16 protein-coding genes are annotated in these 20,005 nt (G+C 46.2%); 7 read left to right on the plus strand and 9 right to left on the minus strand.

All coding sequences use genetic code 11. The features are described 5' to 3' along the window. Window positions 1-725: 725 nt before the first annotated feature. From NDJ01_RS18240 to NDJ01_RS18255, 4 genes are all read right to left on the minus strand, one after another. Window positions 726-1,055, minus strand: coding sequence for an SMR family transporter (locus NDJ01_RS18240; protein WP_005478614.1), 330 nt, complete (start codon window positions 1,053-1,055; stop codon window positions 726-728). Next, on the minus strand, window positions 1,052-1,456 hold the full coding sequence (locus NDJ01_RS18245; protein WP_258587104.1) for an SMR family transporter: 405 nt from the start codon (window positions 1,454-1,456) through the stop codon (window positions 1,052-1,054). Before NDJ01_RS18245 ends, NDJ01_RS18240 begins: the two co-directional genes overlap by 4 nt. Before the next feature lie 271 nt (window positions 1,457-1,727). Then, window positions 1,728-2,663, minus strand: a complete 936-nt coding sequence (locus tag NDJ01_RS18250; protein ID WP_182019122.1) for a LysR family transcriptional regulator — start codon at window positions 2,661-2,663, stop codon at window positions 1,728-1,730. 55 nt (window positions 2,664-2,718) lie between these two features. Beyond that, window positions 2,719-3,726 carry a LacI family DNA-binding transcriptional regulator gene (locus NDJ01_RS18255; RefSeq protein WP_005394370.1) on the minus strand — a complete coding sequence of 336 codons (1,008 nt, stop codon included), beginning with the start codon at window positions 3,724-3,726 and terminating at the stop codon, window positions 2,719-2,721. Between the two features lie 219 nt (window positions 3,727-3,945). Here NDJ01_RS18255 and NDJ01_RS18260 point away from each other — a divergent pair, with 219 nt between their 5' ends. From NDJ01_RS18260 to NDJ01_RS18285, 6 genes are all read left to right on the plus strand, one after another. After that, the gene (locus NDJ01_RS18260) at window positions 3,946-5,298 is read left to right on the plus strand and encodes a serine/threonine-protein kinase (RefSeq protein WP_085343348.1); all 1,353 of its coding nucleotides are present in this window, start codon (window positions 3,946-3,948) and stop codon (window positions 5,296-5,298) included. A gap of 13 nt (window positions 5,299-5,311) precedes the next feature. After that, complete coding sequence (locus NDJ01_RS18265) at window positions 5,312-6,784, plus strand: chromosome partitioning protein ParA (protein WP_258587105.1); 1,473 nt, start codon at window positions 5,312-5,314, stop codon at window positions 6,782-6,784. A gap of 2 nt (window positions 6,785-6,786) precedes the next feature. Then, on the plus strand, window positions 6,787-7,359 hold the full coding sequence (locus NDJ01_RS18270) for a sigma-70 family RNA polymerase sigma factor (RefSeq protein ID WP_258587106.1): 573 nt from the start codon (window positions 6,787-6,789) through the stop codon (window positions 7,357-7,359). A 2-nt stretch (window positions 7,360-7,361) separates the two neighbouring features. Further along, window positions 7,362-8,921, plus strand: a complete 1,560-nt coding sequence (locus tag NDJ01_RS18275; protein WP_258587113.1) for a hypothetical protein — start codon at window positions 7,362-7,364, stop codon at window positions 8,919-8,921. 262 nt (window positions 8,922-9,183) lie between these two features. Then, window positions 9,184-11,505 carry an acid phosphatase gene (locus NDJ01_RS18280; RefSeq protein ID WP_258587107.1) on the plus strand — a complete coding sequence of 774 codons (2,322 nt, stop codon included), beginning with the start codon at window positions 9,184-9,186 and terminating at the stop codon, window positions 11,503-11,505. Beyond that, complete coding sequence (locus NDJ01_RS18285; protein ID WP_012841245.1) at window positions 11,495-11,638, plus strand: hypothetical protein; 144 nt, start codon at window positions 11,495-11,497, stop codon at window positions 11,636-11,638. Before NDJ01_RS18280 ends, NDJ01_RS18285 begins: the two co-directional genes overlap by 11 nt. A gap of 75 nt (window positions 11,639-11,713) precedes the next feature. Here NDJ01_RS18285 and NDJ01_RS18290 read toward each other — a convergent pair whose 3' ends face one another. The 5 genes from NDJ01_RS18290 to NDJ01_RS18310 all read right to left on the minus strand — a co-directional run bounded on the left by NDJ01_RS18290 (window position 11,714) and on the right by NDJ01_RS18310 (window position 18,327). Further along, window positions 11,714-12,727, minus strand: coding sequence for an SPOR domain-containing protein (locus NDJ01_RS18290; RefSeq protein ID WP_258587108.1), 1,014 nt, complete (start codon window positions 12,725-12,727; stop codon window positions 11,714-11,716). 156 nt (window positions 12,728-12,883) lie between these two features. Next, a complete protein-coding gene (locus tag NDJ01_RS18295) occupies window positions 12,884-13,840 on the minus strand; it encodes an ABC transporter permease (RefSeq protein ID WP_005394358.1) in 957 nt (318 codons plus the stop codon). A 2-nt stretch (window positions 13,841-13,842) separates the two neighbouring features. After that, complete coding sequence (locus NDJ01_RS18300; RefSeq protein WP_031780394.1) at window positions 13,843-14,820, minus strand: ABC transporter permease; 978 nt, start codon at window positions 14,818-14,820, stop codon at window positions 13,843-13,845. Between the two features lie 145 nt (window positions 14,821-14,965). Then, window positions 14,966-16,519 (minus strand): ABC transporter substrate-binding protein, encoded by a 1,554-nt coding sequence (locus tag NDJ01_RS18305; RefSeq protein ID WP_104971109.1) that lies wholly within the window; start codon window positions 16,517-16,519, stop codon window positions 14,966-14,968. A 92-nt stretch (window positions 16,520-16,611) separates the two neighbouring features. Continuing rightward, window positions 16,612-18,327, minus strand: a complete 1,716-nt coding sequence (locus NDJ01_RS18310) for an ABC transporter ATP-binding protein (RefSeq protein WP_258587109.1) — start codon at window positions 18,325-18,327, stop codon at window positions 16,612-16,614. A 662-nt stretch (window positions 18,328-18,989) separates the two neighbouring features. Between NDJ01_RS18310 and NDJ01_RS18315 the strand changes: the two genes are divergently transcribed. After that, the gene (locus NDJ01_RS18315; protein WP_258587110.1) at window positions 18,990-19,715 is read left to right on the plus strand and encodes an HAD family hydrolase; all 726 of its coding nucleotides are present in this window, start codon (window positions 18,990-18,992) and stop codon (window positions 19,713-19,715) included. Window positions 19,716-20,005: the final 290 nt, after the last annotated feature.

Consider the following 20,005-nt stretch of genomic DNA (forward strand, 5'->3'; position numbering starts at 1 on the left):
TTTTTCAATAAACGAATTAGTCCGTCATTCCGACGAGCCTAAGCGAGATCAGGAATCTAATAGCAAAATGCTGTGAAGCCAGAGAAAACCCCTCTGCCACAGCACTTTTTTGTTGGTAGGTTCTGAACCTTGCTCGTCCCTCGCGGTTCAGAATGACGAGATGTGGGATTGGTCACTGTTCTTTTTTAAATAAATGAATGAATCCGTTATTCCGACGAGCCTAAGCGAGATCAGGAATCTAATAGCAAAATGCTGTGAAGCCAGAGAAAACCCCTCTGCCACAGCACTTTTTGTTGGTAGATTCTGAATCACGCTCGTCCCTCGCGGTTCAGAATGACGAGATGTGGGATTGGTCATTTTTCTTTTTCAATAAACGAATTAGTCCGTCATTCCGACGAGCCTAAGCGAGATCAGGAATCTACTATCAACGTGCTGTGAAGCCAGATAAAATACCTCTACCACAGTACTTTTTTGTTGGTAGATTCTGAATCACGCTCGTCCCTCGCTGTTCAGAATGACGAGATGTGGGATTGGTCATTTTTCTTTTTCAATAAACTAATGAATCCGTCATTCCGACGAGCCTAAGCGAGATCAGGAATCTACTATCAACGTACTGTGAAGTAAGAGAAAACACCTCTTCCACAGCATTTTTTTGTTGGTAGATTCTGAATCACGCTCGTCTCTTGCTGCTCAGAATGACGATATCTAGCATTCAGTAAATTACATCAAGCGGTCTTCATCACTACGACCGCAGCAATCACCACAAAGATACCAAACCAGCCGATTGGCTTGAGTTTCTGCTTAAACAGCAAGGCACCACCCACTGCGGTACCCAAGATACCGATCGCGCCCCAAGAGGCGTAAGCAATGGCTAAATCGATCTCTTTAACCGCTTGTGCCAACAGCGTGAATGCTGTTAGTACCAACACAATCGCCGCAATGCCCCAGCCTTTGTATTTAAAACCTTTTGAGCGTGTCAGCGCCATATTGGCCATGATATCGACCAAGGCAGCCATCACGACAAATCCAAATGACATCGTAAAAAATTGACTCATGATTCACACCTTACACTTGTAGAAGATGAACGTTCTTTTGCCGGTTTATCGACGTTTTTCTTGGTGTTAGATTGACCGTGTGACTCACCTAAAGTCACACAAACGATGCCGATGACAGCTAACATCAAACCAAGCAGCTCTTGGGTATTTAAGTCAGAATCAAACAACACGATCGAAACGACCGTGATCAATGAGATACCCAACCCTTCCCAAACAGCGTATGCCACGCCGATAGAAATCTTTTTCGCTGCAATCGAGAGGAAGTAGTACGACACCGCAATCAATACGTACATCACGATGTAGCCCAACCATCCATGACCTTGTCCGATAAAAGACATGGTGCTGGTGCCTGCTACTTCGGCAACGATGGCGAGCAATAAAAATAGACGTGCAACTAGCATGATGAATCCTCCATCAGAAATTAAAAAACTGCATAACGGAGAATGGTGAATGTCACGCATCTGTATCGACATTCAAAAAGTTAAAAAGATAAAAATGAGCCACTTCTCCTGACTATTTGAGATAAGATTAGCGCTGAGCAGGAAAAAGAGACAGGTAATTGAGATATTCATTTTTGAATATCTATAGGATCGAGTTGTCTATGTAATCACATATTTTCTTCATGGTTATCTTATGTAGAGAATCTCGGTGACGCGAGACAATCATCAGTCGTCACTGTGCGAAAATTAATGGCGTCTTCAGAGTTTGGCGAACCACTTTATGTAAGTGTCGGTGCAAAGGATGGTTGCGATTGGTTTGTAAGAAACCGCCAGAGACGACAAACTGGCTAAACTCACGGTTGACCAAAGGCATAGCGTAAGAGTCCAGCTCCGGCATCAATACTGCTGAGCTTTGACTGGCATACATAATCGCGTCGGTTTCTTGCAACATTTGGCACGCCACACGCAAATTATAGGATTTAAGTAACACCACAGGCTCATAGCCCATACGACGATATTCGGACTCCACGGTACAAAGTGGTTTATACGAGGCGGGCGCAGGCAGAGACACCAGAGGCAGTTTGGAGACCGTGTCCCAATCATTGCTGACTTTCGACAAAGTCGGGTGGTTTTTACGTGCCAAAATCACCCGTTTTTCAACAAACAACGGACGCATATAAATGTCTTTCGACAGCTCGGTCTCTTGGTCTAGAATGCAGTAATCGTGCTCACCCTCTAACATTTCATCGTGCGAGTAACTGTTCCAACTGGAAAAGGCAAAGTGCGCTTTAGGGAACGCTCGATGGCAGCCAGTTAGCAATCGCTGCCCTTGTTCATCCATCAAATAAGGGTCGGTTACAATCGCGATCTGCCCTTGGTATTGCTGAGGGTCGAATACTTCAAACTCTTGCACCACTTTTTCCAGTGGTGCAATCATGTTATCGAATTCGGCAGCAAGGCGAATCGCCATGGGAGATGGCTCTACCCCATGCGCTTTACGCACAAATAGCGGGTCATCAAACACTTGCTTAAGCTTCATCACGCCGCGGCTGGCGCTCGGTTGAGAAATGCCCAACTGCATCGCGGCCAGCTTGATGCTGCGGTTTTCCACCACGGCCTTTAATAAACGCATTAAGTTGAGATCCAATGCATCCAGCTGATGTGCCATACCCTAACCTGCCAATACCATTGATGAGCGAATACAGAGAGCGGATAACTGCGAGTTAAACACTCTCTCCTGAGGTAATTTGATACCCCATATCAACCACTTTTTCTTCTTGCGCTTCACCTTTCAGACGCGCGATCAAAAGCTCTGCGCTCTTTTCACCGATTTTGAAACGCGGTGTATCGACGCTAGTCAGTTTCGGGCTGATGGTTTGACCAATATCCAGCGCGTTATAGCCCACAACCGCCAGCTGCTGCGGAACTTGAATGCCACGTTGTTGCGCGCTCAGCATGGTCCCTATCGCGATGTCGTCGTTGGTACAGAATACGCCATCAAGCGTTGGGTGAGTTTCTAGCGCGCGTTCAAGCAAATCATGCGCTAAAGAGAAGCTAGAGTGATCACCCGTCAATACGTGCTTAGGTTCTAGCCCTGCTTCCGTCATCGCGCGATCATAGCCTTGCATACGCAGCTTGGTTCGCGTATCCAAACGCGCCCCAAAATAAACGATTGTGCGCTTACCTGAATCTAGCATCTGCTTAACCGCCGTGTACGAGGCATCTTCATGATCGAGCCCAACCGCCATATCAATCGGCTTTGGTGGTAGTTCCATGGTTTCCACTACAGGGATCCCTGCATTTTTTATCATCTGCAATGTACGCGGCGTGTGATGGCTTTCGGTTAGAATAAGTCCATCGACCTGATAAGAGAGTAATGACGCGATCTTGCGTTCTTCTTCAAGCTCATCGTAGCTAAAATGCGCTAAAAGCGTCTCATAGCCATTGGCTTTGGTCACCATCTCGATGCCCTGAACAAAGGAAGCAAAAATTTGGTTGGACAATGAGGGCAGTAAAATACCAATGGCTTTACTGGACGACTTTGACAGCATAGCGGGGGCGCGGTTTTCGATGTATCCCATCTCTTCAATCGCAGTCGCAATCTTGGCCCGAGTCTTTTCTGCCACCGATTCAGGGTTACGCATATAACGTGAAACCGTCATCTTCGTGACGCCAACTTGGTCTGCGACATCCTGCAATGTCGTGCGAGTTTTCTTATTCTGTTGAGCCATAAATATGTGATTTATCAGTAATGTTACAAGTAACATTATGACGAATAGACTCTCTGTCGACAAGCTCAGTGAAAATAATTCGCAAAATCATGACGTTATTATTCTATTAGCCACCAAATTGCGTTTCATACATTGTGAGTCAAAGCCGAATAAATAAATGACATTTATATCAAAGTTCTTATAAAATGCCGTACCTAAAAGAATAAGACATTAGGCACAGTGCAGTTAGGCTCTAGCGAAACCCAGATTTACTATCACTTGCTTGATCTGGACGACTCCCAAAAGCAGCAATACCTCCAAGCATTGCAACAAAGTCAACCTGAGCTGTATCAACAACTCGTTCCTCTTTTAGCCCACGAGACACCTGAAGAACAACTAACGCAGTTACTTTACTTTGGTGCTCACCAGGCTACGAACCGAGACGTCGATCTAAGCGGAGAAGTCATCAGTAAGTATCGCCTAACTCATGAGTTGGGTCGCGGTGGCATGGGTGTCGTTTACGCCGCCCTACGTGCAGATGAAACGTTCGAACAAGATCTGGCCATCAAGTTTATTCAAAGCAATTTGAGTAATGTGCTGGGACAACGTGCACTCTTCGATGAGGCACAACTGCTCGCGCGCCTAAACCATCCATACATAGCGAAAGTGTTTGATGGCGGCCTTCATCAAGATTCAGTTTACATCGTGATGGAGCGGGTATTTGGTCAAACCTTAGATGAATACCTGTCAGAAAATAAGCTGGAAAAGACAGAAAAACTGCTGCTGTTTAAGCAGATTTGTCAGGCGATGGAGCACGCCCACCAGCATCATGTTTTGCATGCCGATCTAAAACCAGAAAATATACTGATTGATCGTAGCAAACGACCCAAACTGCTCGACTTCAACTTGACTCAAAAAGCGCACTCCACCCGAGAGGGAGCACCCTCGGCACTGATTGCGTTTAGCCAAAATTTTGCCAGCCCTGAGCAGCAGGCAGGACAAGTACTGACAGAGCAAAGCGATGTTTATTCATTGGGCAAAATCCTCGCGTTGATGTTTCCGTCACCAGCGGTTTGGTCTGATGTGTATTGGGTGATAAGACGGGCGACGCGTCCAGCCACCCAAGTGCGATACCCAGATGTGCGAGCGCTACGCATTGATATCGAGCGAATTATCGAACGTCGCCCTATCGAGCAGAAAAAACACTGGCCTTTGTATAGCGCCTTTCGCTTGGTGCAACGGCGCCCTCTTGCTTCTGCATTGTCAGGCATCATCGTGCTATCAGGTGTGCTATTTGGCAGCGCCATGATGCAAAAGAATATCCAACTGCAACAAGAGAAGAAGATTGCAGAAGATATGATGTACGAAATGACTCGCCTTATCTTCCACGCGAAGGGGCAGAATGTCGAACACCTCTCAGTGAGCTCCATGATGGAGTTAACACGAAGGCGGATACTCTCTAATCCAGATATCCCCAAACACATAAAACAAAAAATGTTGTTGGCGATGATGACACCGGTGCCAAAGAAGCACCTAACTACTCCAATGAGTTGTCAGCCAAATTGTGCGTCTGAGGACAGCACCAACCAATAAGGCTTAAAACAAGATGTATACACGTTCAGTGGTATTTTGGCTGTCTGCACTGACGGCTACCTCCACGTTAGCAGCAGACACTTCTGCTGCTACTTCACACCCGCCCACTTCAACCTTGAGGCAAGGCTACTTTATCGATGCGCCAGTGACTGGCTTGTATTACAAAACCAGTTCCAATATCACTGGCGTTACCCAACAAGGGGCATTTCACTACCAACCTGGTGATGTGATTAGCTTCTTCCTTGGCAACGATGATAAAGGTTATCTGCTGACAACCTTATCGAGCCAAGAAGTGCTTACACCGACGATGGCAACAACCAAACCCAGTCGTAGCATCAATATGACGCGCCTGCTGCTCTCTCTCGACAGCACACCTGAGAATCGTAAGGAAATTGTCTTAGCCAACCGCGTGTTGTCTGATGCTCGCTTTCAAAACCAGCTCAAGGGCCTTGACCTCAATTATCTGGATGACGCCAAACGTCACCTCAATCTCGACTGGGTGTCTGTCGATGAGGCAATTGAGCACTTAAACGAAAGCCAGCTGTACATTGAGAAAAACTTTGCCTCAGATGAGATCATCTTCGAACCTCGCGGCATGACATTCAAAAACATCGTGATCAAAAAGAAAGATTGGCAAGGCCGCGCTTGTGCTTACGATTTACGTTATCAACATCATCCTAAATATCGCCCTCCGTTTGGTGAAACTCGATTCACCATCACCAAAGATTCATTGATTGAGCACCCAAGCGTTGGCGACCATTTTCAAGGTTGCTTCCTCTCGATGAAGCACCCTATCACGGAAGATGTTGTCGAACCGATAAGCAAGTTTGCGGATTGGTTTAATATCGTCGGTTGCTCAATCACTGGGTGCACCCGCAACGACTTGAATGGTTTCTCTCTCGAAGACTTTGATGATGAAGGCGACTGGAAATACCGCTCCGTTGCACTCAACTTTGATCCAAGTACTGAGCTACTGATGGAAAAAGTACAAGGCCTTGGGCGTAAAAAAAACATCCACCACCACAATCGTACAGAAATGCTGTGGTTTACGTATCCCAATACTAGCGAACACGACATTGACTACCTCGGCGTGTGGCAGCAAACCGAATACCACCAGCAGTCCATGACACAATCGTGCCTATTGATGCGCCACCAACAAGTCATGCGACTGCCGCACAATGCAGACACCTGTCCAACCGACGCAAGCCTATACACCCAAGATGTCACCCATGAGTATGCGGACATGTGGTGGGTCAACAATGACGAACCCAAAGCCGAGCTTGCGCAAATGAATGTCATGGTACGTTGGTCAACGACCCCTGCCGAGATCAATTACACCACTTGGGAATATCTGCCCGCTGGCGCAACTTGGGAACAAGGCATTTTATATCGCTATCAACAAGATGTTCTCCGCAACCGAGACGGCTCTGATCGCATTGAAACCCACACCATTTCTGAATTTGTCAAAGTGAGCGAGGATGTATAACCATGGCAACAGCAGTAGCACTGACACAAATCATTCAACAATGGCAATCTGGTGATAAACAAGCTGAGAGTGAGCTCTACCAATTTGCGTATTTGCAGTTACGTAAGATCGCCCAACACGAGCGTGAACGAAACGCGGAAAAGTACGGCACCGATAACAAAGTATTGGCCGATAGCGTCAACAGCACCACGGCATTAATTCATGATGCTTACCTGAAGATGTCCAACTGCGACATGAGTAAAATTGAAACAAAACGTGATTTCTTTTTGATGGCCGCCAAAGTGATGCGTCAAATCTTGATCGATAACGCACGCTCGCACCAAGCACAAAAGCGTCAACACATCACATTGATGAGAGATGAAGAAGATCGCTTCGAACAATTGATCATCATGGATAAAGCTCTGGATAACTTTAGTAGCCGTTACCCACGCCAATCAAGTGCACTCAAACTCAAGTATTTAATGGGAATGAAAAACCAAGAAATCAGTGAACTGCTCGAGTGCAGCGCGAGCTTAATAGAGAAAGACCTAAAATTCTCTCGCAGTTGGTTGCAATCACGAATGGCGCTCGCGTAATGATAAGCAAAAAGTTTTGGATAATCGGCGCAATCTGCGTCGGTTTGCTCGGCGTATACTGCATGTCAGACGAATCCAGCTTGGCATCCGCGGCGGACTCATCAGACAGCACGAGCCAATCAACCACGCGAACACATCGTCAATATGAGCGCACATCTTTAGTTGAAGTAAAGCAAGCGTTGACAGGTTCTGCGTTGGATAACGCCCACAAAAAAGACGGTGATGACGCCTTCAACTCTGCCATTTTAGGACAACCAGGGCCAGTTACGAATCCATTTCATACTACAGAAGACGGCTCTTTTTACGACTCGTCTGTGGGTTATGAAGACAGCCGCTCAAAAGAGGACCCATCAGAGAACAATAAACCCATCATCAACCTCACGGTGGAACAACAGCTACAAACCATTATTTATGCTTGGGAGCTCAACCAAAACTCTCCGATTAGCTATTCGCTCAATCTTAACCAACTGTTTGAAGATCCGGATGGTGATCTCCTCACCACTCGGATTTGGCTCGAAAACGCCAATGGATTAAGGGTGCTAAACCAAGGACAAATGATGGTGCTAGGTGCACCAGAGAACATTAAAACCACCACATACCTGGCGGTAGCGGCGCGTGATGATTACCACGGCGACAGCGACCATGCGTGGGTCACAACACGTTTTGAGTTGCCTGTTGTCACTCCAGGTCACAATGACACGGAACACCCGTTAATTGGCGACACTGTCTATCGCTTGGAGACGACGCAAAATCTTGGCGGTACCGCGTACTCGTATGAAGTGGTGTATTGCGAAACGTTTCAGTTTGAGGATGACGAGGTACGTTATGCCGCCTCAAACAACAAACACCAGTGTCCTGAAAAGGGAGACTTAAAAAAGGTGGGTGAGTACAAAATCAGTGATGACTCGTTGATTGTTTATGTCCACGGCGTACGCCAAATTTGGACCACCAAAAAGGTATACGCATCTCAGGTTCATAAAGAGACTCAGAACTACTTCACTACCGTGTTTGATGGCAAACAATTCGAAAGCTACACCATGCAAAAAAACAAGCAATCGATGGAAAAACGCATCAATGTCCACACTGGTGAGTACGAATATCAAGGAACGTTGTTTGACTACCTCTTTCCCATTTCAGGAGGGGGTTACATAAACGGGACTGCTAGCAACTACATATTTGATAGAAGTGTTCAGGGTAACGAACCAGTGCACAAGCTGGACTCTGATCTCAATATGAAATCAAATCAACATGACCTATTTTGTCATGATTATTTATTTTATTGGTACAGCTCTATCGTAGCGGGGCGAGGAGAGTTTGCCGATATTATCTCTAGCTCAATGGATTTTGACGGCGTAACTCCAATACATTGTGCTGAATGGCCAGATGATTACTGGCAACGAACATTTATGTTTTACAACCTTGAATACACAGATTACGACATATTCATTCCAGGCGAAGTCTACAGTTATGTGCTTAAACCTCACCCTCAATTTGCTGATCGCGTTGAGGAATTTAAGATCAACATGATTTATCACGCCCCTGTCCTTAGCGACACCCAATAGACCTTTCTTTACAGGTGGTTATTTTGGCAAAACAATCATCCCCAAAATAAAACTGGAACCGTGATCAAATTATCAATTTTCCATCATAGACAAAAAATAGAAATAAATTTTACGGGTTTTATGCGGTTTTTCGTGTCTTGAACCTAGGCTCAATAGTCATTAAAAAGACACCACTCTCTTCAATCTCACTAGTGAGATTGAAAGATAAAAACAATAAAAAAGCGACTTTCTCATTCGGAAACGAAACAAGGACAAATGAATAATGAATAAGGTGAGTTTATTAGCAGCGTCAGTGGCTATCGCTCTTACTGGCTGTGGCGGTTCAGATGGTGGTTCAAACAGTGCTAACAACGGTGTTGTGATCACAGGCTTTGACGGCTACTTCAAACATGCAGTTGTTTTTGAAGATACGAACAACAACGGCCAATGGGACACTCAAGAAACATTCCTTGGTCTGACCGATGAGAAAGGTCAGCTTAAATTGGATGCAAAACCAGAAAAAACTCTAGCACTGCAGACCATTGCACCAAACGGTGCAAAGCAGAAACAGCTTATCGCTTTGGATGCTAAAGAGTACGCTGGCAAATACACGATTGATATGGATCATCCAGGCCAAGCCATGGCCCACGAAATCGTGTTCCGTGCACCAACATCGTCAAACGTGATTTCACCTATCACAGACCTTGTTGCGATTGAAATGGCAAAAGATCCATCCATTAGTGAAGAAGACGCAAAAGCCAAGGTAAACCAAGCGCTAGGAGGCTCAGAAGAAGCACCAATTGATCTGTACAGTGATTTTGTTGAAGGTGCGACAAAAAACGCCGAACTACATAAAACCGCTCAGATTCTGACCGACTCAAAAGCGCAAAACCCAGCTAACTACGAGAAAAAGGCCACTGAATTTGCTCAAGCGGCAAACCAAGAAGTCGATCGTCTTATCGCATCCGGCGAAAACATCAATGATGCAAGCCTACGCCCAATCATCACTGACACGACCCCAAATAGCGACAACTTAGCACCTGAAACGGCAATCAATAACAAGCTAACCGTAAACGAAACCGTCGAAGAGGCTGCTAAAGATAAGCTTGGCAAATTACCAAAAATCGTACAAGGCGCAGGCTTTGATGGCGTTGAACTAAACATTGAAGGTCTTTTCACAGACAAAGACCAAAACCTTGTGACAACCAAACTGACGCACAACTTAGCAGGCACAGGCATTGAAGTTGCGCAAACTGGCAACCTGATTGTTCTATATCCGACTGCTATCGTAGAAAAAGCTGGTGATTTTGAGATCGTCCTAACGGCGCAAGACATTGATTCTTCAGGTAAGGTTTTGGGTACGGTAAGCACCGTATTTAAGTTCGAAATCGAATCGGCAAACTTACCACCAACGGTTGTAGAAACAGAACAAGCGCATCTACAGTCCATCGTTGATGGTTGGTACCTACAACAAGGTGAAGTATTTGAACAAACGCTCGATATTTCTAGCTTGTTCCAAGATAAAGACGGTCATATCACCGACTACTCAGCGGACTATGTGGACATTGAAGGTCTAACAGTATCTGAGGATGGTAATGCGATTGTCACCATTAAAGGCACACCGACAAAAGCGAGCGAAGCTGGTGCAGCACTTGCGATTAGCGCAACAGATGGCCATACCGCGGTACAGATTGCGCTTAGCATGCCAACGGTTATCGAAGGCGTAACGCCACCACCAGTAGTACCGACTTTGGGCTTCACTCACGAGCACTTCAACGGTCAAGAATGGAAAATGGGTAGCTTCGCTCAAAAAGACGGTGAAATCGGCTATGCCATGTTGATGCAAGACTCTGAAGGCCTACTATTCTGCTGGGGCTCAAACCATGATGAGATGAATCAAGAGTACAAAGCGAGCATCAGCGACTTCCTAGAAAACACATGGGAACACGATGCCTACGCTATTCTTGCCGATCTGGACCAACAAACTGGTTACGCGGAATACCACAATAAAGACTGTGAAGACGTCGAGCTGAAAGACGGCAAGCTATACAACAGCTACGGCGAAGAGTATGAAATGCTGTACCAGCACACAACCGAGCATAACGGCACTCAGATGATCGTTAAAATCTCAGATGATGAGCTGTTCTGGATGGATTCAAGCAATACACCATTCGCAGAATCACTTTCGGTTGCAGAACACATCAAACACGGCACGGTAGAGCATGACTTGATGGTAGAAAGTAAAGGCTCGGGCGACGACAAAGTCCTGAAATACTCGTCAGGTACGTACGAGTACAACGCTGATACTTACAACTACACGTCGTTCATGCCAACAGGATTCCAAACTCCAGGTAATTGGGAAATCCAGAATGATGAAGGCCGTGAGCTGCTGATTCTAAAAGAAACAGGCTCAGAGTCAGATTACAAAACTCGTCATCGTTACATCAACCGTGATTTTGGTGACTTCTACATCGGTATTCGTTGGAGTAAAGAGCAAAACGGTCATGAATCCGCGCCGGAATATGGTCTGTACTCTCACAACAAAGAAGCCATGACAAGCATCGCGAGTTCACTCCCGATTTTGGAGCCTGGCGATGATGACTAAAGCAACCATCGTTAACCCTTGCTGTGATAGCGTGCATTTGCGTAGAAGACGCAGAACGCTTTGGGAACGCTTGGTCGGCATCAAAGAAGTGTATATCTGCTCCAACTGTCACAAAGAAACGCCACTCAAATAGCGATAATATTTGAGACCGCAAAAAAGCCCCGAACTCGGGGCTTTCTTCTATCTTTTGACCGCAATATTTGAGTCGTTATTTCACGCACACTACGTTCAATAATGAGGTTCCGGTGAGCTGGTTTGGCTCACGATCTGCGAACAAACCTTTCTTATCTTTGCCCCAATACGGCAGTTGCAGTGGCCATTGATTTTTTTCCATCACACCAGACGCCCTCAACACTTTGAATTCTGCAGGGCTGGCTAAGCTCATACCCAGTTGCTGACATACTTTTTGCGAGTTTTCGTAGTTGAGACGATTCCACGGCTTGCCGTATTCCATGTAAAACTGATTGTGGTGATCGAGTAAATATGGCACCACGTACGTTTTGCCTTGTAAGGAGGTTCTCAACCGAACTTCAATGTCATCATTCCCGCTCACAACTGGCTTCGCTTTGGTCTTAGCAACAGGCTTGGACGAAGAATTATCACGTGTATTTTTTGCCTTGGTCTTTGACTTCTCTGCCGGCGCTGTAAAGGCGTCGGTATCAGCTCGCACGGCAGGAACTGGCGCGGATTTCGGGGTCACCGTCGGTGTTGGCTTAACCGAAGATGCGGCTGATTTCGACGGCACAGCGGGTTTAGATGGTGTCGTAGACTGTTTATTCTCTTTTCCAACCACGCGGATGAAAGCCTCTTTGTAATTCGACAAGGTTTTGACTCCCCGCAAATCTCCCCTCGCATCAGACAGATCTTTATAAGGCCCAATCAAACAGCGATAACCTTTGGACTCCGGCTTCATCCACACGTCGGTCGTAATCTTGCTGTAAAGCGGCTTTGCTTTCGCGAGTGACATTGGCTTTGGTAGTAATCCGCATTGAATCCAGTAGAGGTAGTTGCCTCCTTGCGGCACTTTCTTTCCCCATACTCCGTTACCAATTGGGCACGTTTTCTCAAGCATCGGCAGTTCTTTCTCGCTCGCTTGAGTAGCTTGACAAAGGAACTCCTCCGCCGATACTGGGCTAGAAAACTGGGCGCATACCAGCAACAAGCCGAAAGCTAGGCTTGCTTGGAAGATACGAGATGGGTGTTGTGCCTTCTTCATTTCCATACACTTCACTCTAAATTAGTGGGTAAGGTCATTATGGCGGCAAAGCGCCAAAAAATGTGAACAAAGAATAACTAGCAAAAAAAGAGCCGGAATTTGCATCCGGCTCTCAGTTTAGGAAGGAATTAAGCGAATTTACAACGCTTGGCGGGAAAATTCTTAACCTTTGTACAGTTTCGGGTTGAATACATCTCGTAACCAGTCACCCAATAAGTTGATAACCAGAACCAGTGTAACCAACACGATGCCTGGGAAGGCAGTAATCCACCATGCACCTGAGAAGATGTAGTTAAAGCCGATGCTGATCAGCGCACCTAGTGACGGCTGATCAACAGGAAGACCCAAACCTAGGAATGACAGTGCCGCTTCCGACATGATCGCATTCGCTACCTGTACCGTCGAGATAACCAAGATTGGTGATAGACAGTTCGGCAGGATGTGACGGAACATGATTCGCGGAGCTTTAAAGCCCATCACACGCGCCGCTTCTACGTATTCTTTCTTCTTCTCAGCCAGTACTGAAGCACGAATGGTACGTGCGTATTGCGGCCATTCAGCCACACCGATGATCACCACCAGCATCACCACCGCGTATTGGCTGTAAAAATCACTGCCAAAGCTGGCTTTGAAGATAGCTGACACGATGATCGCGACCATCATGGTCGAAAATGACAACTGTACGTCTGCAAAACGCATCAAGAAGCTATCGATACGACCACCGAAGTAACCCGCCGACAAACCAATGATGATACCCAAAATCAACTGAAGACCGACGGCTAAAAAGCCGATCGTCAAAGACAGACGAGAACCGTAAAGAATGGTCGATAAAATATCACGGCCTTGCTCATCAGTACCAAGAACAAAACGCTCATCGCCCTCTTCCATCCAAGACGGTGGTAGCTCTGAATCCATGATGTCGATAGACGTCAGATCATACGGGTCAGTCGGAGCTAGAATTGGCGCAGCTAATGCCAACACTAAGAACATCATAAAGACCGTAAAACTTGCCATCGCCACTTTGTCGCGCTTGAAGTAATACAAGAAGTCCGACTCTTTAAAACGCTGCCATGCAGATGGAGCGGCTTCAGGAGCTGGTGTTACATTTGATTGGCTCATGATTAAGCTCCTTTTCCAGTTAAGTTCACAGTTGGGTTGATGATGCCGTACAGCAAATCAACGATGGTATTGGTTACCACGAAAATCAGACCAACAAAGATAACGTAAGCTGTGATCAACGGTGTATCGACACGGTTGATTGCTTCTAGGAAAAGAAAGCCTGTACCCGGCCACTGGAATACGGTTTCGGTTAGGATGGTGTAAGCCACCATGGTACCAATCTGCACGCCACCTACCGTCAGTACTGGCAGCATGGTGTTCTTAAGTGCATGTTGGTAGTAAATTTTTTGTAAGTTCAAACCTTTTGCTTTGGCGAACTTAATGTATTCCGAGCTCAGTACTTCCAGCATTTCTGAACGTACCAGACGGATGAACAACGGCAGCATGATAGACGCTAGCGCAATACACGGCAGGATAAGGTGCTTAATACCATCGATGGTAAAGAAGCCAGATTCCCAACCGAGCACGTTAGCGGTTTCACCTCGCCCGTAGGAAGGCAGCCAGCCAAGTTCGATGGAGAAAACGTACATAAGCATGATTGCGGTTAGGAACACCGGAATCGAGATGCCGACACTACTCATCGCCATAACAAATTTGGTAAAGACACTCTTCGGGTGAATCGCGGAATACACCCCGAGTGGTATAGAGAAAACGATAATGATGAGCGTCGCGCCAAACACGAGCTCTAATGTTGCCACCAGCTTATCGAGGATCACCTCAACCGCAGGTCGCTTGAAAAAGTATGATGTACCCAAATCACCTTGCAGTGCATTACCCACAAAGCGCGTGTACTTTGTGATAAAGGGATCGTTCAGGCCCAATTCGTCACGTAGCGCTTGGCGCTCCGACTCCGAAACCGACTGACCTACAAGCTCACGCAGCGGATCACCCAGGTTGTCCTGAATGGCAAACGCCACCAAACTGATCACAAACATCACTATCAGTGCCTGAAACAGGCGCTTGACCAGAAACGAAAACATTCCTTGCCCCTTAACTATCCATAGATCTCTAAACTTAGAGAGAAAATTCAGTCTGTAAAACTGGCTCAATCCGACTGAAATAAACCGAGCCAAGTGTCGAAAACAGAGAAGGACTGGCGCCCCTCTCTGTCATGACTAAGTATGATTACTCGACAACTAGGTCGCCAAAGTAAGGCATTACCATTGGGTTCACGATGTCTGCGGCTTTCACGTTAGACTTCGCACCCCACGCTTCACTTTGCCAGTGTAGCGGTACGAATGCAGCATCGTTGTATAGCGTCGCTTCGACACCTTTCAGCATTGCTGCACGTTTCGCAGGGTCCGTCTCTACGTTTGCAGCTTCAACCACTTTGTCCATTTCTGGGTTTGAGTAGTGACCACAGTTGTACTGACCACGACCGGTTTCTTCGTTACGAGTCATGGTTAGGAACTCGTTGAAGTTTGCCGAGTCCTCTGTATCCGAGTGCCAACCAATCATCAGCATGTCTGCCGCACACTTATCAAACTCAGGCCAGTATTGCGCTTTTGGCATAGTTTTCAGATCAACCTTGATGCCAATCTTAGACAACATTGCCGCCGCCGCTTGCGCTACTTTCGCATCGTTTACGTAGCGGTTGTTTGGCGCAATCATAGTTAGCGTCAGGCCGTTCTCGTAACCCGCTTCTTTCATCAGTTGTTTTGCTTTCTTCAGATCGTAGCGAGGTACTAGCTTGTCATCGTGACCAACGTAGCCAGTTGGACTCTGCTGGCCAGCTGCTGTCGCGAAGCCTTTCATGATTTTCTTCACGATGCCTTCGTTGTTGATTGCGTGAACAATCGCTTGGCGAACGCGAACGTCTTTCAGTGCTTCGTTGCTGTTTTGGTTTAGTTGGAACGTGATGATACGAGTACCTGGTAGCGTTACTAGATCGATGCCGTCTGCGTCTTTCACACGTTTGTGATCGTTTGGTGCTACCGGGTGAATCATGTCAACGCCGCCAGAAAGTAGCGCAGCTACACGAGTCGCATCTTCTTTGATTGGAACAAGCGTTAGCTTATCAACGTTACCTTTCGACTCTTTGTCCCAGTAATCTGTAAAGCGTTCAAATTCCACTTTTACGCCCTGCTCACGTGATGTCACGATGAACGGACCCGTGCCAGAAACGTTAGTCGATGCGAATGAGTTACCGTGCTTCACTAGTTCAGACTTGTCTTTGCCGTCTGCGGTTTTACCCGTGTAGAACTTGCTATCCATAGGGAAAATGTACGTTGCAGTTTGCAGCACTAGTGGGTAAGGACCTTTGGTTACAAGATCGAACGTGTTGTCGTCCACTTTGACGATTTTCTCGTACGGGTCGAAAATGTTTTTAAAATCAGGAGAACTTTGTAGACGCTCAAACGTCCATACAACGTCGTCAGCCGTTAGGGTATTACCAGAGTGGAATTTCACACCTTCACGCAGTTTGAAACGAACAGTAGTATCGTTAATGCGTTCCCAACTTTCCGCTAGGCGAGGTTCGAAATCCATTTTTTGAGTAAAGCGAACTAACGGATCAAATACCATGTGTGACATTTGCAGTGTGCCACCTGATAGCTGCTCATGTGGGTCAAGCGATACTGGGTCAGCTGCGTAGCCAACTTTGATATCTGCTGCCAGTGCATTAAAGCTTAGGCCCGCCGCCATTAGCGCCACTGCTAATTTGCTTTTCATGGTTTTCATTTGCATAACTCCTTCATGCGGGGATACGGATCCCTTGTTGTTGTGTTTGCGTCTTTGTTATGACTAAAGGTTAGCCAAGCGAGGTGCTTGGTTTATGCCGTTTCGATCTCTTCTCGTAAGCCTGTAAATTCAGGCATCAGAGAAATCAATTTTTTGCTGTATTCGTGTTGAGGTGCCGTGAATAACTGTTCTGTTGGTGCCACTTCTAACAGTGTACCCATTTGCATCACACCTACTCGGTCACACATCTGGCGAATAACAGGTAAATCGTGGCTGATAAACAACATAGTCAAGTTCAGCTCACTTTGCAGATCTTTCAGCAAGTTTAGAATTTGTGCCTGTACCGATACGTCCAGTGCTGAGGTCGGTTCATCACAAATCAAAAGTCGAGGACGAGTCGCCAACGCACGCGCAATAGAAATACGCTGACGCTGACCACCGGAGAATTCATGAGGGTACTTAAGCCCAGCCATGCGACCCAAACCAACATGATCGAGAAGGTCATTCACGATTTGGCGAGTTTCCGACTCGTTTTTCGTCAGTTTATGAAAACGGATTGGCTCAGCAATAATATCGAATACCTTCATACGAGGGTTCATTGAGGTATACGGGTTTTGGAACACCATCTGCATTTGACGACGCATTGGGCGGCGTTCTTTCTCAGAGGTTAAAGCTGTCAGGTCAATACCCTCAAACTTCACCTGACCAGAGTTAGGTTGATATAAACCAGCAATAACTCGCGCAATGGTTGATTTACCAGAGCCAGACTCACCCACTAAACCAAAGGTTTCGCCTTCATGCACTTCAAAGCTCACATTATTGGATGCCTGCACGTATTCGCGACGGCTTTCAAATAAAGAGTCTTTGGTGACAAAACGTTGATTAACGTTCTTCACGTCTAAAAGCGGGCCTGTGTACTCGCGCTCATCCTGGCTTTGTCCTAGCCAGTGATTCTTAATGTCGAGAGGCTCCATTTCTGCCGCTTCTTCGATGTAGCTGACCAAAGGGAAGCGATCTAGCTTTCTATCTGAACGTGGAACGGCTGAAATTAGGCTGCGAGTGTAGGAGTGATCAGGATCGCCCAACACTTTGGCTGTTGGCCCAAACTCCACCAAGTCACCACGATACATTACCGCGACGCGGTCGGTGACGTTGGAGACCACACCCATATCGTGAGTAACCAGCATACAGCCGACATTATTCTTGATACACAATTCTCGGATCAAGTTGAGGATTTGGTCTTGGATTGATACGTCCAGTGCCGTGGTTGGCTCATCGGCGATGATCAGATCTGGCTCACCTGCCAAAGCAATCGCAATGACGACACGCTGACGCATACCACCAGAGAATTGGTGTGGGTATTGTTTTAAGCGGTTTTCTGGCTGCGGGATGCCAACTTGCTGCATCAGAGAAAGCGCACGCTGATACGCCTCTTCATCAGAGACTTTCATGTTGGCGTGGATCGTCTCTTTCAGCTGCTGCTCAACCGTAAAAAGTGGGTTAAGTGAGGTCATTGGATCTTGGAAAATAAAACCAATCTTCGATCCGCGAACCTTACGCATCGCTTCTGGTGATAAACCAGAAATTTTTTCTCCATCCAAGAAAACATCGCCGCTAGCAACGCGACCTGGAGGGCTAAGCAAATCAATAACGGCGTTACCAACGGTGGATTTACCCGCACCTGATTCGCCAACAACACCCACGATTTCACCACGTTCAATATGAAAAGAAAGTGACTTCACGGCAGCGTGAACGCCGTGTCGGGATGGGTATTCAATACGAAGGTTTTTCACTTCTAATAGTGACATTTCAGACCTCTACTGCCTTGTCTGTGGTATCGAATCGCGCCAAAGGCACCATTCATCACCTGAATGAATCCGTTCAAATTCAGAATAATACTCTGAAATCTTAATGCGGAAACAATTTGGCAAAAATCACACAAAAAAGCAACAATTAAAGTATATTCCGCCGAGAAAACATTAAATAAACGCACAATGAGCGAATAAAAATGCATTAACAAGTATTTAACCATTTTCATATCACACTATTTTTGTGCGCCATGCACCAATAAAACTAGAAAAATGCTCTAAAAATAAGCACGAGCCAACCGGGACCATTAACCATACTATTCATGTGTAATTATTAACATTTAACAAACAATATCGTATGCGAAAAGCAATTTTTCAACATAAAAAACTATTAATAAAATAGTCGGCAAATATAAAAAGCCAAACTTAGAAAGAGAAAGGATAGGCTAAAACGTGAACACAACAGCAAAACCACACAAATCCTCTGTCGACGACGATTATGCGCCGCTTAAGCGGTTTGTTGACTAAACAAAAGAAAGTGCGGTTACCATCAATCTCCCATTGTAGGTGAAACACGTCGGTTTTAACCCTTTACGGAACAATTCAGAGTGGGATAATAGATAATCAATGTTAGAGCCAAGCTGTAAATGAAAGGAGCCCCTGTGCTTAAAGCGATTTTTTTTGATATGGACGAGACTTTATGTGCGACGTCACAAGCCGATAAAGTTGCAGGACAAAAGTTTACGACTTGGATTCATAAGACCTACCCGCAAGTTACCGAACCACAAGCTTTTTTACAGCGCTACTTACAGGGTGTGTACAAGAAGCTGAATGCGGAATTCCCTCACCTTGTGGCTCTGCTACCTGATGAAAACGCGTTCCGTTGTGGACTGATCCAAAGCATATTGGCGGAGCACGGAGTCAGCATTAATGCCGAAGAGGCTCAACAGGCTCAAGACTACTTTGACTCTGCACGTATGGGCGCGTTCACTTTCTTCCCTGGTGTAAAAGAAATGCTCAGCGACCTTCGTCAGCATTATAAACTCGTCGTGATCACTAACGGCCCGATTTTTTCTCAACACCCAAAACTCAACGCGACACAGATGAGCGACTGGGTGGACCATATTATTGTGGGGGGAGAAGAGCCTGAGGAAAAGCCCGCTGCGAGCATTTTTCAAAAAGCGCTCGACTTGGTCGAAGTAAAACCAGAAGAAGCCCTACACATTGGCGACTCTTTACCAGCAGATATAGCAGGCGCTAACAATATGGGCATTTTGAGTGTGTGGGTAAATGCGACAGGCGCAAGTAACTCAACAGATATAACGCCAAATTTTGAAATCCAAGAAACGGTAGAGCTGAGAGAAATCCTTAAAACACTCGCCCAATAAAAGTAGCGGATTAGAAAAACACAAAACCCCAGACGTCGTTCTGGGGTTTATTTTGTCAGCTCGAAAAGCATTTGGATCATAGGTGGTCAAAAGCCCCTAGAGCTGTACACTTTTGGTGAAATTGAAATCGAATGCAGATGCTTTTAAGAGGATAGATGCAAAAAAGCCCCAGTCTTTCGACTGGGGCTCTAAATAGCGGTCGGTGAAGAGCCGAATTCTAACTTCAGGCGAACCCCACTTGGGTTCAAATCCATTGATACATTACCGACTAATACAGTCCAAGCGAGATC

The organism is Vibrio sp. HS-50-1 (genome assembly GCF_024747315.1).
Lineage (GTDB): Bacteria > Pseudomonadota > Gammaproteobacteria > Enterobacterales > Vibrionaceae > Vibrio > Vibrio diabolicus.

Bases quoted from the DNA above. Each gene is read 5' to 3' on its own strand.
- NDJ01_RS18240 (WP_005478614.1), bottom strand. From the start codon at position 1,055: ATGAGTCAATTTTTTACGATGTCATTTGGATTTGTCGTGATGGCTGCC.
- NDJ01_RS18245 (WP_258587104.1), bottom strand. From the start codon at position 1,456: ATGCTAGTTGCACGTCTATTTTTATTGCTCGCCATCGTTGCCGAAGTA.
- NDJ01_RS18250 (WP_182019122.1), bottom strand. From the start codon at position 2,663: ATGGCACATCAGCTGGATGCATTGGATCTCAACTTAATGCGTTTATTA.
- NDJ01_RS18255 (WP_005394370.1), bottom strand. From the start codon at position 3,726: ATGGCTCAACAGAATAAGAAAACTCGCACGACATTGCAGGATGTCGCA.
- NDJ01_RS18265 (WP_258587105.1), top strand. From the start codon at position 5,312: ATGTATACACGTTCAGTGGTATTTTGGCTGTCTGCACTGACGGCTACC.
- NDJ01_RS18270 (WP_258587106.1), top strand. From the start codon at position 6,787: ATGGCAACAGCAGTAGCACTGACACAAATCATTCAACAATGGCAATCT.
- NDJ01_RS18280 (WP_258587107.1), top strand. From the start codon at position 9,184: ATGAATAAGGTGAGTTTATTAGCAGCGTCAGTGGCTATCGCTCTTACT.
- NDJ01_RS18285 (WP_012841245.1), top strand. From the start codon at position 11,495: ATGATGACTAAAGCAACCATCGTTAACCCTTGCTGTGATAGCGTGCAT.
- NDJ01_RS18290 (WP_258587108.1), bottom strand. From the start codon at position 12,727: ATGGAAATGAAGAAGGCACAACACCCATCTCGTATCTTCCAAGCAAGC.
- NDJ01_RS18295 (WP_005394358.1), bottom strand. From the start codon at position 13,840: ATGAGCCAATCAAATGTAACACCAGCTCCTGAAGCCGCTCCATCTGCA.
- NDJ01_RS18300 (WP_031780394.1), bottom strand. From the start codon at position 14,820: ATGTTTTCGTTTCTGGTCAAGCGCCTGTTTCAGGCACTGATAGTGATG.
- NDJ01_RS18305 (WP_104971109.1), bottom strand. From the start codon at position 16,519: ATGAAAACCATGAAAAGCAAATTAGCAGTGGCGCTAATGGCGGCGGGC.
- NDJ01_RS18310 (WP_258587109.1), bottom strand. From the start codon at position 18,327: ATGTCACTATTAGAAGTGAAAAACCTTCGTATTGAATACCCATCCCGA.